10 protein-coding genes and 6 tRNA genes are annotated in these 14365 nt (G+C 61.1%); 3 read left to right on the forward strand and 13 right to left on the reverse strand.

Annotated elements, in window-relative coordinates:
* Positions 1–149: 149 nt before the first annotated feature.
* From ACFPFG_RS06795 to tig, 11 genes are all read right to left on the reverse strand, one after another.
* Positions 150–240, reverse strand: a tRNA-Leu gene (locus tag ACFPFG_RS06795).
* A gap of 98 nt (positions 241–338) precedes the next feature.
* Positions 339–414, reverse strand: a tRNA-Gly gene (locus ACFPFG_RS06800).
* Between the two features lie 149 nt (positions 415–563).
* Complete coding sequence (loiP, locus tag ACFPFG_RS06805) at positions 564–1328, reverse strand: metalloprotease LoiP (protein ID WP_043824220.1); 765 nt, start codon at positions 1326–1328, stop codon at positions 564–566.
* Between the two features lie 383 nt (positions 1329–1711).
* A tRNA-Cys gene (locus tag ACFPFG_RS06810) sits at positions 1712–1785 on the reverse strand.
* 45 nt (positions 1786–1830) lie between these two features.
* A tRNA-Gly gene (locus tag ACFPFG_RS06815) sits at positions 1831–1906 on the reverse strand.
* Between the two features lie 59 nt (positions 1907–1965).
* Positions 1966–2041 (reverse strand) — tRNA-Gly (locus ACFPFG_RS06820).
* Between the two features lie 58 nt (positions 2042–2099).
* Positions 2100–2175 (reverse strand) — tRNA-Gly (locus tag ACFPFG_RS06825).
* Positions 2176–2278: 103 nt separating this feature from the next.
* Entirely contained in the window at positions 2279–4693 is a 2415-nt protein-coding gene (gene lon, locus ACFPFG_RS06830) for an endopeptidase La (RefSeq protein ID WP_012204531.1), read from the reverse strand.
* Positions 4694–4813: 120 nt separating this feature from the next.
* The gene (clpX, locus tag ACFPFG_RS06835) at positions 4814–6076 is read right to left on the reverse strand and encodes an ATP-dependent Clp protease ATP-binding subunit ClpX (RefSeq protein ID WP_183018538.1); all 1263 of its coding nucleotides are present in this window, start codon (positions 6074–6076) and stop codon (positions 4814–4816) included.
* Positions 6077–6183: 107 nt separating this feature from the next.
* Complete coding sequence (gene clpP, locus ACFPFG_RS06840; RefSeq protein ID WP_012204529.1) at positions 6184–6792, reverse strand: ATP-dependent Clp endopeptidase proteolytic subunit ClpP; 609 nt, start codon at positions 6790–6792, stop codon at positions 6184–6186.
* Between the two features lie 135 nt (positions 6793–6927).
* On the reverse strand, positions 6928–8238 hold the full coding sequence (tig, locus tag ACFPFG_RS06845; protein WP_012204528.1) for a trigger factor: 1311 nt from the start codon (positions 8236–8238) through the stop codon (positions 6928–6930).
* An 875-nt stretch (positions 8239–9113) separates the two neighbouring features.
* Between tig and ACFPFG_RS06850 the strand changes: the two genes are divergently transcribed.
* Positions 9114–9290, forward strand: a complete 177-nt coding sequence (locus ACFPFG_RS06850; protein ID WP_157760053.1) for a hypothetical protein — start codon at positions 9114–9116, stop codon at positions 9288–9290.
* 56 nt (positions 9291–9346) lie between these two features.
* On the opposite strand, the gene ACFPFG_RS06855 is transcribed toward ACFPFG_RS06850, so the two are convergent.
* The gene (locus ACFPFG_RS06855) at positions 9347–10384 is read right to left on the reverse strand and encodes a phage portal protein (RefSeq protein WP_312379032.1); all 1038 of its coding nucleotides are present in this window, start codon (positions 10382–10384) and stop codon (positions 9347–9349) included.
* Positions 10381–12252: a terminase large subunit domain-containing protein gene (locus ACFPFG_RS06860; RefSeq protein WP_380105711.1), complete on the reverse strand. Its 1872-nt coding sequence runs from the start codon at positions 12250–12252 to the stop codon at positions 10381–10383. The genes ACFPFG_RS06855 and ACFPFG_RS06860 overlap by 4 nt, the downstream gene beginning before the upstream one ends.
* A 139-nt stretch (positions 12253–12391) precedes the next feature.
* On the opposite strand from ACFPFG_RS06860, the gene ACFPFG_RS06865 reads away from it, so the two are divergent.
* Together ACFPFG_RS06865 and ACFPFG_RS06870 are read left to right on the forward strand one after the other, a co-directional pair.
* Positions 12392–13237 carry a GPO family capsid scaffolding protein gene (locus ACFPFG_RS06865; protein ID WP_238003895.1) on the forward strand — a complete coding sequence of 282 codons (846 nt, stop codon included), beginning with the start codon at positions 12392–12394 and terminating at the stop codon, positions 13235–13237.
* 56 nt (positions 13238–13293) lie between these two features.
* Positions 13294–14307 (forward strand): phage major capsid protein, P2 family, encoded by a 1014-nt coding sequence (locus tag ACFPFG_RS06870; RefSeq protein ID WP_238003894.1) that lies wholly within the window; start codon positions 13294–13296, stop codon positions 14305–14307.
* Positions 14308–14365: the final 58 nt, after the last annotated feature.

A 14365-nucleotide genomic window follows, 5' to 3' on the forward strand; every position in this document is an offset into this window, starting at 1 on the left:
AACGCATGGACACCGTGCAGCGCAGCAAGCGGGCAGGACCGTCGATGCACGTTGCGGCACGACGCCTGAATTTGCGGAACAGCAGGCGCCTTGGCTGCTTTAATCCGCTACCGTATAGATAGCAACAATGCCTAGTAGGTATTGGGTTGTGGTGCCCCGAGCCGGGATCGAACCGGCACGCCCCTGTTCGGAAGCGGCGGATTTTAAGTCCGCAGTGTCTACCAATTTCACCATCGGGGCCCTGCACCGCAGCGTCACAGGTCAGCGCGAACTGCTCACACCTGCAACTGCAGCACCAACGAAAAAGGGAAGCGTTACCGCTTCCCTTTTTTCTGAATTGGAGCGGGAAAACGGGTTCGAACCGTCGACCTCAACCTTGGCAAGGTTGCGCTCTACCAACTGAGCTATTCCCGCGTATCTGTCAAGCTGTTCGCTTCACAGAGCAGACTTGAATTCTAGCGCAGATTTTTGGTGCTTCGGAAGAAGCTCGTAAAAAATCTGCACCGAGGCAGATGGCAGCCTGCCTTGCACCTTGCGGCGGCAGGCTGCTTCACCGTCGACGCCTACTTGCCATCGATGCGATCCTGCATGCGCTTGGCCCGCTGTTCGGACGGCGGATGGGAGCTCAGGATGGAGCTGCCGCCGCTGCCGGCGCTGAGCTTGGCCAGCTTCTGGAACGATGTGACCAGCCCCTGGCGGCTCATCTTCTTTTCCGTGAGCAGATCGAAGGAGTAGTCATCAGCAGCCGATTCCTGCGACTGCGAGAACTGGGCATTGATGAACTTCTCGCCCAGATCACCAGCCTGCGAACGCGACAGCGAGGCCAGCGCCGAATTGCCGCTATTGGCGGCAATAGAACGTGCAGCCGACGCCGCATAGGCCGTCTGCATGCGCTTCTTGCTGTGACCCAGTGCCACGTGCCCGATCTCATGGCCGATCACGCCACGCAGCTCGTCATCATTCATCAGATCCATCAGGCCGCTGTAGACACGAATGCAGCCATTGGCCATGGCCCAGGCATTCACATCCTGCGTCATATAGACCTTGTATACAGCCTTCTTCCCATTGACAGCCTGCGGCATGCCGGCGATCACTTTGTTCAACCGCAGCGTGTACTTGCTCTTTGCATCTGCCACCTTGTTCTGGGCATCCATGGCTGCGCAGGAATCATTGGACAGCGTGACCACGTCGTCATCCGTGAGCGTCATGGCCTTCATGGCCGTGGAGCCCGAATCCAGCAGCCCGCCCACATCAGCGGATTCCATGGTTTTACAGCCAGCCAGCACCACGCCGCTGGCAACAATGGCCGTCAATAGCTTGATCTTCATAGTCCCTCCCGATAAATGAAGCGCGCATCATATCCAGGACCAGCCAATTAAAGCTACCGGCAATGGCGACCTATTTGCAATTTCTTGCAATTTCTCAATGAGCAAGAAATGCCAAATTTCAATGACCACCAATCATTTGAACAAATAGAAACAATTAAACTCACTAAATCAGCAATGAATGACCAAAACAGGCATGCAGCCATGCTGTCGGTGTGCAGACCGTGAAGCACCGCATGGCACTGAATCGCAAGAGAACAAGATGCGCCAGCCAAGTCGAGGCCGTGGCGAAGACATGGCACCAAGGACGAACAACAATCCGTGATGCAGAAAAAAGAAAAAGGCCCCGAAGGGCCTTATAAATATTTGATTTTCTTTAATATTCTTGGAGGCGCGAACCAGAGTCGAACTGGTCTAACCGGATTTGCAATCCGGGGCATAACCGCTTTGCTATCGCGCCAAGATCACTATCAAACATGCAGCATTGCTGCAGTTTTCCTAAAACTGGAGCGGGAAAACGGGTTCGAACCGTCGACCTCAACCTTGGCAAGGTTGCGCTCTACCAACTGAGCTATTCCCGCAAAAAATTCAAGCAACCAACTGTCACCTGAATCGGATGCGCACGAGGCACATTCAAAACTGGAGCGGGAAAACGGGTTCGAACCGTCGACCTCAACCTTGGCAAGGTTGCGCTCTACCAACTGAGCTATTCCCGCAAACATTCAAGCAGCCACCGCCACCTGAATCAGATATGCACAGGGCACATCCTGAAACTGGAGCGGGAAAACGGGTTCGAACCGTCGACCTCAACCTTGGCAAGGTTGCGCTCTACCAACTGAGCTATTCCCGCATTTCTACCGAAGCCTGACATTCTACAACGTCGTTTGCTGCGATGGGATGAATTGTAGCGTAGTTCTTGGAGGGTTCAGGAAAAACGCTACATTTTTTCATCCTCAGTGCTTGACGGCCGGTTCCACAGGCTTGGATTCCGCCGGCGGCGGCGCTGCAGCCTCCTCCTCGGACAGGGGCTCGGGCACGCGCTCCAGCGCCACCTTGAGGACCTGGTCGATCCACTTGACGGGGATGATTTCCAGGCCGCTCTTGACGTTGTCCGGGATCTCCTGGAGGTCCTTGACGTTCTCTTCGGGGATCAGCACCGTCTTGATGCCGCCACGCAGGGCCGCCAGCAGCTTTTCCTTGAGGCCGCCGATGGCGGTGACCTCGCCGCGCAGCGTGATTTCGCCGGTCATGGCGACATCGGCACGCACCGGGATACCGGTCAGAGCAGAGACGAAGGCCGTCGTCATGGCCGCCCCCGCGCTGGGGCCGTCCTTGGGCGTGGCGCCATCGGGCACGTGCACGTGGATGTCCTTCTTCTCGAAGGCCTCGTCCTTGATGCCGAGCATGCGCGAGCGGCTGCGCACCACGGTGCGGGCAGCTTCCACGGATTCCTTCATCACATCACCCAGGGAGCCGGTGCGCGAGATCACGCCCTTGCCGGGCATGATGGCGGCCTCGATGGTCAGCAGATCGCCACCGACCTCGGTCCATGCCAGGCCCACGACCTGGCCGACCTGGTTGTTGTGCTCGGCACGGCCGTAGCTGTACTTGCGCACACCCAGGTAGTCGGTGAGGTTGTCGGCATTGACGACGACGGTGGGCTCCAGCTTCTTGAGCTGCAGTCCCTTGACCACCTTGCGGCAGATCTTGGAGAGCTCGCGTTCCAGAGAGCGCACGCCGGCTTCACGCGTGTAGTAGCGCACGATGTCGCGGATGGCGGACTCATCGACCTGCATTTCGCCGTCCTTCACACCGTTGTTGGTGAGTTGCTTGGGCAGCAGGTAGCGGATGGCGATGTTGACCTTTTCGTCCTCGGTGTAACCCGACAGGCGGATCACTTCCATGCGGTCCAGCAGCGCGGGCGGGATGTTCATGGAGTTGGAGGTGGCCACGAACATCACGTCGCTGAGGTCGAAGTCCACCTCGACGTAGTGATCGCCGAAGGTGTGGTTCTGCTCGGGGTCCAGCACTTCCAGCAGGGCGCTCGACGGGTCGCCACGGAAGTCCATTCCGAGTTTGTCGATCTCGTCCAGCAGGAACAGCGGGTTGCGCGTGCCGACCTTGTCCAGGCTTTGCAGCACCTTGCCCGGCATGGCGCCGATGTAGGTGCGGCGATGGCCGCGGATTTCCGCCTCGTCACGCATGCCGCCCAGCGCCATGCGCACGTACTTGCGGCCCGTGGCCTTGGCGATGGACTGGCCCAGCGAGGTCTTGCCCACGCCCGGAGGTCCGACCAGGCACAGGATGGGCGCCTTGACCTTGTCCACGCGCTGCTGCACAGCAAGATATTCAAGGATGCGATCCTTGACCTTTTCGAGGCCGAAGTGGTCGGCGTTGAGCACGTCCTCGGCATTGGCCAGGTCGTGCTTGATCTTGGTCTTCTTGCTCCAGGGCAGGCCCGTGAGCACGTCGATGTAGTTGCGCACCACGGTGGCTTCGGCCGACATGGGCGACATGAGCTTGAGCTTCTTGAGCTCGGCCTCGGCCTTCTTGCGCGCCTCGGCGGGCATGCGGGCCAGCTTGATCTTCTTTTCGATCTCTTCGATGTCGGCGCCGTCTTCGCCCTCGCCCAGCTCCTTCTGGATGGCCTTGACCTGCTCGTTCAGGTAGAAGTCACGCTGGTTCTTCTCCATCTGGCGCTTGACGCGGCCACGGATGCGCTTGTCGACGTTGAGGATGTCGACTTCGCGGTCCAGCTGCTCGAACAGGTTTTCCAGGCGCTCCTTGATGTCCACCAGGTCGAGCACGGCCTGCTTGTTCTCAAGCTTGAGCGGCAGGTGCGCGGCAATGGTGTCGGCCAGGCGGCCTGCATCGTCGATGCTGGCGATGGAGGTGAGGATCTCGGGCGGGATCTTCTTGTTGAGCTTGACGTACTGGTCGAACTGCTGCGTCACGGCGCGGCGCAGGGCCTCGATCTCGCTGGGCTTGTGCGTTTCGGCCTCGGGCGCCACGGGGACGACGGAGCCCACGAAGTGGGTCTCTTCGTCCATGACCTGCTTGACCAGCGCGCGCTGCTGGCCTTCGACCAGCACCTTCACCGTGCCGTCGGGCAGCTTGAGCATCTGCAGGATGGTGGACACGCAGCCGACATCGAACATGTCAGCGGCCGTGGGCTCGTCCTTGGAGGCGGTCTTCTGGGCCACCAGCATGATGCGGCGGTCGCCCTCCATGGCCAGCTCCAGCGCCTTGATGCTCTTGGCGCGCCCCACGAACAGCGGGATCACCATGTGGGGGAACACGACCACATCACGCAGCGGCAGCAGCGCCAGGTCTAGGGGGGTGGAAGGCAAAGGGGTATGTCCTGACATGGGAATCCTCGGTTTGTCAGCGGAAGATGGTCCGCCCACCGGTGTATTTCAACCCCGCGGCCCGAAAGGATTTCGTGCCGCGGGGACTTGCGCTGCCGGACCTTTGCAGGCGACGGCGCATCAGGCCTTCTTGGCCGCTTCGCGGTAAACCAGCAGCGGCGCCTTTCCGTCTTCGATGGTGGACTCGTCCACCACTACCTTTTCGACATTGTCGGCATTGGGCAGCTCGTACATGGTGCCGATCAGCGATTGCTCCAGGATGGAGCGCAGGCCACGGGCACCCGTCTTGCGCGCCAGCGCCTTGCGGGCGATGGCCTTGAGCGCGGCAGGCCGGATCTCCAGCTCCACGCCTTCCATGGCCAGCAGCTTGCTGTACTGCTTGACCAGGGCGTTCTTGGGCTCGGTCAGGATCTGCACCAGGGCGTCTTCGCCCAGTTCGGCCAGGGCCGTGACCACCGGCATGCGGCCGACCAGCTCGGGGATGATGCCGAACTTGATCAGGTCTTCAGGCTCGATCTCCTGGAACACTTCCGAGATGGAGCGCTGCTTCTTGCTCTTGACCGTGGCGCCAAAGCCGATGCCAGACGCCTCGGTGCGGTTCTCGATGACCTTCTCAAGGCCCGCGAAAGCACCGCCGCAGATGAACAGGATATTGGTCGTGTCGATCTGCAGGAAGTCCTGGTTCGGATGCTTGCGGCCGCCTTGCGGGGGGACGCTGGCCATGGTGCCTTCGATGAGCTTGAGCAGGGCCTGCTGCACGCCCTCGCCCGACACGTCGCGCGTGATGCTGGGGTTGTCGGACTTGCGCGAGATCTTGTCGATCTCGTCGATGTAGACGATGCCGCGCTGCGCACGCTCGACGTCGTACTCGCAGCTTTGCAGCAGCTTCTGGATGATGTTCTCGACGTCCTCGCCCACGTAGCCGGCTTCGGTCAGCGTGGTGGCATCTGCCATGACGAAGGGCACGTTGAGCATGCGCGCCAGCGTCTGCGCCAGCAGCGTCTTGCCGGAACCCGTGGGGCCGATGAGCAGGATGTTGCTCTTGGCCAGTTCCACCTCGTCCTTGCCGGCCTTGTCCTTGTGGCGCAGCCGCTTGTAGTGGTTGTAGACGGCGACGGCCAGCGTGCGCTTGGGCAGGTCCTGGCCGATCACGTAGTTGTCGAGGTTGGCCTTGATTTCGGCGGGCGTGGGCAGGTCGCCCCGGCCGTCCTTGGCCTCGGTGCTGGGCTGCTCGTCGCGGATGATCTCGTTGCAGAGATCGATGCACTCGTCGCAGATAAAGACTGACGGACCAGCGATCAGCTTCTTGACCTCATGCTGACTCTTGCCGCAGAAGGTGCAATAAAGGTTTTTTTCGCTGGAGGAGCCTTTTTTCTCGGCCATGGGGTCGGTGCCTTGTTACAGAAATATGGAAAAGGATGATAACCAAATGGAAAGCGGCGTTTTCCGTAGGGGGAAAACGCCGCCCATTCTCATGCAGCCTCTGGGCTTCAGGAGCGCTTGTTGATCACCTGATCGACCAGACCGTAGTCCTTGGCTTCCTCGGCGGACAGGAAGTAGTCGCGCTCGGTGTCGTGCTGGATCTTTTCCAGCGGCTGGCCCGTGCGCTCGGCCAGGATCTTGTTCAGGCGCTCGCGGGTCTTGAGGATCTCGCGTGCGTGGATCTCGATCTCGGTGGCCTGGCCTTGCATGCCGCCCAGCGGCTGGTGGATCATGACCTGGGAGTTGGGCAGCGCAAAGCGCTTGCCCTTGGTGCCAGCGGCCAGCAGGAAGGCGCCCATGCTGGCTGCGATGCCGGTGCACAGCGTGGACACATCGGGCTTGATGAAATTCATCGTGTCGAAGATGGCCAGGCCGGCGCTCACTGAGCCGCCGGGGCTGTTGATGTAGAACGAAATGTCCTTGTCGGGATTTTCGCTTTCGAGGAACAGCAGCTGGGCCACGACGAGGTTGGCCGTCTGGTCATTGACAGGACCCACCAGGAAGATCACCCGGTCCTTGAGCAGGCGCGAGTAGATGTCGTACGACCGCTCTCCGCGGCCGGACTGTTCGATGACCATTGGGATCATGCCCAAACCCTGAGTTTCCAATGCGCTCATGTTTTCTCCAGTACTAGGGGGCTACTTTAGCCGTATCCGGAAAGAAAATGGGGCTTGTGCGCCAAAGCACAAGCCCCGCAGATGCCAACCCGCCCGCCGATCTCACGAAGCGGCAGGCAGGCGGTGCTCAAGCCCTCAGGCCTGGCCCATCAGTTCGTCGAAGGACACGGCCTTGTCGGAGACCTTGGCCTTGCCCAGCACGAACTCGGTCACGTTGTTTTCGATGACAACAGCTTCGACTTCAGCCAGGCGTTGGCGGTCGCCGAAGTACCAGCGTGCCACGTCTTCGGGCTTTTCGTAGCTGGCGGCCAGCTCTTCCACGTGGGCCTTGATCTGATCGGGCGTGGCGTGCAGCTCGTTGGCGCGCACCAGCTCGGCCACCACCAGGCCCAGACGCACGCGGCGCTCGGCTTGGGGCAGGAACACGTCTTCAGGGATCTCGGCCTTCTCGGCGTCCTTGATGCCGCGCTGCTGCAGCTCGGCGCGGGCGCCTTCCAGCAGACGGGCGACTTCAGCCTGCACCGAAGCCTTGGGCAGTTCCAGCTCGGCCTTGGACACCAGGGCATCCATCACGGCTTGCTTGTTGCGGCCCTGGACGCGGAACTTGACTTCACGCTCCAGGTTCTTCTTGATGTCGGCGCGCAGGCCTTCGACCGTGCCTTCCGCCACGCCCAGGGCCTTGGCAAAGGCCTCGTCCACTTCGGGCAGGTTGGCGGCTTCGATCTTCTTGACCGTCACCAGGAAATCGGCGGTCTTGCCGGCCACGTCCTTGCCGTGGTAATCAGCGGGGAATGCCAGCGGGAACGTCTTGGACTCGCCAGCCTTCATGCCGCGCACTGCGTCTTCGAATTCCTTGAGCATCTGGCCTTCGCCGACCAGGAACTGGAAGTCTTCAGCCTTGCCGCCGGAGAAGGTCTCGCCGTCGATCTTGCCTTCGAAGTCCACGGTCACGCGGTCGCCGTCCACGGCCACATCGGCCTGGGCGCGCTGGGCGAAGGTGCGGCGCTGCTTGCGCAGGATGTCCACGGTCTTGTCGATGGCGGCGTCGTCCACTTCGGCGGTCAGCTTCTCGACTTCGGCCGAGGTCAGGTCACCGATCTTGACTTCAGGCATCACTTCGAAGATGGCTTCGAACTGGGCCTCGCCCTCGGGAGCGCCTTCCTTTTCGGAGATGCGTGGCTGGCCAGCCACGCGCAGCTTGGCTTCGTTGACGGCCTGTGCAAAAGCCTCGCCAACCTTGTCGTTGAGCACTTCGTACTGCACCGAGTAGCCATAACGCTGGGCCACCACGCTCATCGGCACCTTGCCGGGACGGAAGCCGTCCATCTTCACGGTGCGCGCCACCTGCTTCAGACGGTTTTCCACTTCGCTCTGGATGGAGTTCAGGGGCAGGCTCAGCGTGATCTTGCGCTCGAGCTTTTCAAGGGTTTCAACAGTAACGGCCATGTTTGTTCCTATGAGGGATTGGACCGTGCCGGCTGCTGTACAGCCCGCACCGTATTGCGCAAAAGTCACGGTGCGACGCGAGCCAAGCCAGTCGGCCGCGCGGCACCTCAGATTTCAAGGGCTTACATCACATGCGCCTGGCCGCTGTGGACCGCACATGGTTCGCTCAACCCGTGATGTAAGCGAAGCCGGACATTATAAACGAGGCGGTTTTGCCTTCCAGACGCGCGCTCTTGCAGGGGAATCCCGCAATCCGCCTGGCCAATGCACCTCCTCTACAGGAAGCGGGCTTGAGCAGTGTTCGCCGCAGTTGAGCGGCGTTGGTGCGTGGTGCGCGGGGGGCGGGACGAAAAGCAATACGAATCAAAAGTTTACGCACTAAATGCGGGATTACAGCGGGGCTCGGGGCTTGTTGTTGCGCTTATCGCAAGCCCGCCACCCACGCAGGCCGCCGGGCAGCCGGGCAGCCGTCAAAAGCCCTATTTGATCGTCAAATATCGTCATGTGAAATATGAGCCACATCGCCGCGCAAGCCGCGCCGCGCTTTGCGCTGGCGCCGGCCGGCAGGGCCGTCGAAAGCCACACATTTAGGGCGGGGGCGAGGCGGGGGTCTCGGCGCGCGCTGGCGGTCAAGATAGGGCTTTTCGGCTGGGTGGCGGGAAAGGGGGTGCCCTGCGATGGGGGCGTGCAGGGGCGTGGCGGGCCGCTGGGCAGCGCGACGGGACAGCGGCAAGGGGTGGGGCAGGCCGCATGCGTCGAGCGCGCTGGAGGCCTGCGGGTGCACAAGCGAAAAGTTACAGATTCAAAAGTACTGTATATTTAAACAGTAGCACACTGTATATTTCCACAGAACCAAGAGACACAAGGGGCCACGAGTGAGCGATAGCAATGAGACCGACGACCCGATGCATGCGGCAGCGCGGGACATCTATGCGAGCCTGATTGCACTGGATGCTTTGCTGCAGGCGGCGCAGGCAAACCCCATTCCCGCCTGCCATGTGCGGCAGCTGCTGCAACCCGCTCTCAAGACGCTGGACCGCGCCACCAGCTGACCGCGCCAATGAAAATGGGGCCTGCAGGCAGGCCCCTTTGCTCCATCGTTTCCCGTCTACTTCAACCCTTGCTGTGCCGGCTCCACGCTGGGCAGCAGATAGGGGTCGAAGCTGCAGACCACATCCCCCATCCAATCATTGATCGCCTGCGCGAAGTGGGTCTGCAGGGGCTGGATTTCGTTGCGCGCAAACACCCTTGCAGCGTTGACCACATCGCCGAAGCCGCCAGCATTGGCCGGCACCACGCCCATAAGCTGCGGCGGCACGCGGTGGGCGGCCAATTGGTCATCGCGGCTCACGTTCTTGATGTTGAAAAACTCATCCTTGGCCGCCGCCTCGCCGATGGGCAGCAGCTGGATGGCTTTCTCTTTGCCACCAGGCGAATGGAAAAACAGATTGCGGAAATTGCCCATGCCCTTGGAGGATTTCAAGGCCTGGCGCAGCGCATCCACATCGTCTTTTGCCACTTCGGGGTCGCTCAGATAGAGGATGTATCCGGCATGGCTCCCGTTGTTGTAATACCGGCGCCGAAACAGCGTGGCCGACTCATTGAGCCAGGCAGATTGCAAGGCGGCCAAGTACTGCGGCAGTCCATAGATTTCCTGGTGTACATCGGGCTGGAAGATGTGGCAAATGCTGCCTTCGGGAAACGTGTGCTCTTCTTGCCAGGTGCGCCGGAATCCGAAGAGCCTCAAGCCACGGTGCCGCCGCGTGTACTTGGACAGTACGTGGCGCAGTGGCAATGTGCCACCCAGCCGATTGCGCGGGCGCTCCAAGTAGCCATTGCCAAAAACAAGGAAGTCCAGAGCAGCCCAATGCACCGTGGCGCGGCTCAGCAGCGGATGCGGGCGCAGCGTGCTGGCGAGCACCTGGGCCTTGAACTGGATGGCGCTTTCGTGGTGGGTGGCAGCGCGCAGCGTGCGCGCCAGGCCATCGAAGCTGATGGGGGTTTCGTACCAATCCCCATTGAGCCAGCATTCCACGTAATCCAAGATTTCGCGCCGGTCCAGCACGGCCTCGGGATCGCCAAAAGAGAAGGCCTCGGCAGTGGCCGGCGCCGCCATGGTGCCCGCTGGGGCTGTGGTTTCTGTCATCCAAAAATCTCCAAAGTCGTGCGACTGGGAGCGCCGCCCACGGCGACGGCCTCCAGCGGCTCGTTGTCCATCGCATTCATGCATGCCCAGGCCAGGTCTGCGTGGCTTGTCTCACCGCCACGGCCAGCCGCATAGGTCACGCTCTTGCCCGACCCCGTCAATTCGCGTTTGATGGCCATGAAACTGCGCTGCAGATCCACGTCGCCGGAATCGAATTCAAAGCGGCCGGCGCGCATCAGGCTTTGCGCCTTCATCACCAGGCGCGTTTTGACTTCCACGCTGTACTGCAGCGCCTTCACGGACGGGAAAAACTTCTTGACGATCTGATAAACGCCTTGGCCCAGGCCCGTGGTGTCTATGCAGATGTGGGCCACGTTGTATTTCTCCGTCATCTTGCGGATGACTTCGGCCTGGTCCTCAAAGTCCGGCTCCTTGAACTGGATGCGCTCCAGCACGCGGAACTTGCCCCCGGGCCTGTCGGGCGCGGCCAGCACCACCAGGCCGGCAGAGTCGCCCGTGTGGCTGGGGTCATAGCCAATCCAGACGGGTTTGCTGCCATACGGCCGCAACGTGAAAGGCTTGAAATCGCTCCATGCGTCCCAGCTGTCGGCATGGCAGCGCATCAGCGTGGACAGTGGGAACACGGCGAAGGTGTCATCGACAAACCCGCACATGAGCAGGTTGTCCCATTCCTCGTCCGAATACTCGAAGCGCAGCTCGTCAAGGTCGAACAGATTGCAGCCGCCGCGCTGCGCATCCAGCACCGTGACAATCTGCCGCCATATCTTGTCCTCGCCGGTGAAGCCGCCAGCCAGGTGCGAATGGCTAAGGTCAAGCTCTATGCGGTCCTTCTTGGCGCGCTTCTTGTTGATGCGCTCCGCACTCCACAGGGCATAGGCCTGGTGCTGCAGGCTGCTGGGCGTGGAAAACAGCGTCTTGCGCCAATGCTTGTGGATGGCCATACCGCTGGCCACCTTCCACAGCTCCGTGAAGTTGTTGACCCAAAAGAATTCATCGAAATAGAGATTGCCGTGGTACGACTGCGCGGTGCGGGCGCTCGTGCCCAGGAAATACAACGTGGCGCCATTGCTCAGGACGATGGGGTCGCCCTTCAAATCGATATCGCAATGCTCCTTTGCAAACGCGATGATGTACTGCCGGAAAACATGGGCCTGCGCACGGCTGGCCGAAAGAAAAATCTGATTGCGGCCTGTCTGCAGGGCATCAATCAGGGCCTCGCGGGCGAAGTACCACGTTGCCCCGATCTGGCGCGATTTGAGAATGGCGCGCGTGCGCTGCTGGATCTGCTCCCACCATGTCTTTTGGTAGTTGAAAAGTGAATCCAGAAATGCCTGCGTAATCTTGTCCACATCCTCGGGGGTGAAGTGATTGCGCTCGGGCTGCTTTTTTGGCCCGGCATTGCGCTTTTCAATGGTCGGATTCAGATCTGTTTCGCGGCCCGTGCGCTCGTATTTGTGCACGCGCGCCAAGCGCTCCAGGGCGCGCCCCAGCGCGTCCATTTCCTTGTAATCGCCGTTGCCCTTGCCCTCCTTGTGGATGAGCGTGCACAGGCGCATTTCCAGTGATCCCTCGACACGCTCCACGGGCTTGGCCGCATCCCATCCATCGGACTTTTTCCAGTCGTGCAGCGTGGTGCGCGCGATGCCCAGGTGCTCGGCGATATGCGTGATGCGCCACCCCATCCAGTACAGCGCCCGAGCCTGGCGCCGCTGGCCCGCCTCCCCGTCTGCCGTGAGGTCATGCAGCAGCTGCACCTGGTCGGCCGGCGTGGCGTCGGGTTGGATGGGGAAGGGGTTGGCAGGCCTCTTTCGGCGCACGGCAGCAGTCATGCCATCGAGTGTCTGCATGCCCTCGCGCGCGCGCATCACCTTTGCCCGCTGTGATCGCCTCGCACCGGCCATTCAGTTGGACGCCTACGCGGTGCGGCGGGAGCATAGAGGCATCCCCAAAAGGGGCCGATCCACACCATCCACCGAACTGCAGCACATGCCCACCAAGTCCAAATGGTTCCGCGTGGCCACCGAAGGCGCCACCACCGATGGCCGCGAAATCACGCGCGCCGAAATCCAGCAAATGGCCGCCAGCTATGACCGCGAAAAAACCTATGGTGCGCGGGTCTGGCTGGAGCACTACCGGGGCACCGTGCCCGGTGGCCCATTCGACGCCCTGGGCGACGTGCTGGCACTGAAGGCCGAAGAAAACGAGGAAAAGAAGCTGCAGCTGTTCGCGCAGATCGAGCCGCTGCAGGGCCTCATCGAGATGAACAAGAAGGGGCAGAAGATTTTCAGCTCCATCGAAATTCATCCCAGCTTTCCCAAGACGGGCGGCGCCTACTTCTTCGGCCTGGCCGTCACCGATAGCCCCGCCTCGCTCAGCACCGAGGTGCTGAAGTTCTCGGCCGGCGACCTGGCGAAAAGCCCGTTTGTCGGCCGCAAGGTGGACAAGGCGCTGATGTTCTCGGTGGCTGAACCTGCGGAGCTGGTGTTTGAAGAGACGCCGGCACCGAGTGGCAGCGAAACCGGCACCGTGCAGGCGGTGGTTGGAGCATTCACCAAGGCGCTGGAGCGGTTCCTTCCTCAGACCGAGAAAAAGACCGAACCCGTGCAGACGCACAGCATGACAGCTGACCAGGCGCCACTGGTCGACGCGCTCAACGAGGCCGGCAAGGCTCTCAAGGCCATGGCTCAAAAGCAGGACGAAATGGCCAGCCAGTTCGCACAGCTGCAAACCCAGCACACCGACCTGGTGAAAAAGCTCAGCAATGAAGAGCCAGAAGGCAACCGGCGCGCACCCGCCACGGGCGGCAGCGGTGCCGACCTCGTTGACTACTGACCAAGCAGCAACGGCCGGCACAAGACCACCACCACACGCGAAATAGGAAACTCATCATGCGCAACGAAACCCGCGTCCTCTTCAATGGCTACCTGGGCCAGCAGTCCCGTATCAATGGCGTGGACAACGTCACCAGTAAATTCAATGTCGCGCCATCGGTACAGCAAAAGCTGGAAACCAAGATTCAGGAAAGCAGCGATTTCCTGAGCCGCATCAACGTGATCGGCGTGAGCGAAATGCAAGGCGAGAAGCTGGGCCTGGGCATCAGCGGGACCATTGCCAGCCGCACCGACACCAAGGGCGAGGGCGAACGCAAAACCGTGGACCCCACGGGCCTGGAAAAAGACGGCTACGAATGCAAGCAAACCAACTACGACACCCACATCCGCTATGCCACGCTGGATGCCTGGTCGAAGTTCAAGGACTTCCAAGCCCGGGTTAGCGGCCAGGTCCTGGCGCGTGGCGCACTGGATCGCATCACCATCGGCTGGCACGGCACCAGCGCTGCAGAAACCACCGACCGCGTGGCAAACCCTCTGCTGCAGGACGTGAATATCGGTTGGCTGGAAAAGCTGCGCACCCGCGCCGCCAGCCGCGTGATGAAGCAAGGCGACAAGGTGGCGGGCAAAGTCATGGTTGGCGCAGGCGGCGACTATGCCCACCTCGATGCCCTGGTGTACGACGCTTACAAAACACTGTTGGACCCTTGGTTTCAAGAAGATCCGCAGCTGGTGGTGCTCGTGGGCCGTGACCTCATGCACGACAAGCTCTTTCCCCTGGTGGAAAAGAACGACGCGCCTACCGAGCGCCTTGCTGCTGACATCGTGGTGAGCCAGCGCCGCCTGGGTGGCCTGCCGGCCATGGTGGTGCCCTATTTCCCGGCCGGAAAAACGCTCATCACGCGCCTGGACAACCTGTCCATTTACTACCAGGACGGCGCCCGCCGCCGTGCCGTGGTGGACGTGCCCAAGCGTGACCGCATCGAGTTCTACGAAAGCTCCAACGACAGCTTTGTGGTCGAAGACTACGGCCTGTGCGCCATGGTGGAAAACATCGAACTCGTCGCCTGAGCGACCGAGCCAAGACCCGGGGCCGCGACTGCCGAAAGGCGGCGGCCCACAACTCAAG

This window comes from Delftia deserti, assembly GCF_042653485.1.
Lineage (GTDB): Bacteria > Pseudomonadota > Gammaproteobacteria > Burkholderiales > Burkholderiaceae_C > Comamonas > Comamonas acidovorans.

What these genes read in the sequence shown, in the direction of transcription:
- loiP (WP_043824220.1), bottom strand. Translation starts at nt 1,328, where the DNA reads ATGAAGATCAAGCTATTGACGGCCATTGTTGCCAGCGGCGTGGTGCTG.
- lon (WP_012204531.1), bottom strand. Translation starts at nt 4,693, where the DNA reads ATGTCAGGACATACCCCTTTGCCTTCCACCCCCCTAGACCTGGCGCTG.
- clpX (WP_183018538.1), bottom strand. Translation starts at nt 6,076, where the DNA reads ATGGCCGAGAAAAAAGGCTCCTCCAGCGAAAAAAACCTTTATTGCACC.
- clpP (WP_012204529.1), bottom strand. Translation starts at nt 6,792, where the DNA reads ATGAGCGCATTGGAAACTCAGGGTTTGGGCATGATCCCAATGGTCATC.
- tig (WP_012204528.1), bottom strand. Translation starts at nt 8,238, where the DNA reads ATGGCCGTTACTGTTGAAACCCTTGAAAAGCTCGAGCGCAAGATCACG.
- ACFPFG_RS06855 (WP_312379032.1), bottom strand. Translation starts at nt 10,384, where the DNA reads ATGACAGAAACCACAGCCCCAGCGGGCACCATGGCGGCGCCGGCCACT.
- ACFPFG_RS06860 (WP_380105711.1), bottom strand. Translation starts at nt 12,252, where the DNA reads ATGCAGACACTCGATGGCATGACTGCTGCCGTGCGCCGAAAGAGGCCT.
- ACFPFG_RS06865 (WP_238003895.1), top strand. Translation starts at nt 12,392, where the DNA reads ATGCCCACCAAGTCCAAATGGTTCCGCGTGGCCACCGAAGGCGCCACC.
- ACFPFG_RS06870 (WP_238003894.1), top strand. Translation starts at nt 13,294, where the DNA reads ATGCGCAACGAAACCCGCGTCCTCTTCAATGGCTACCTGGGCCAGCAG.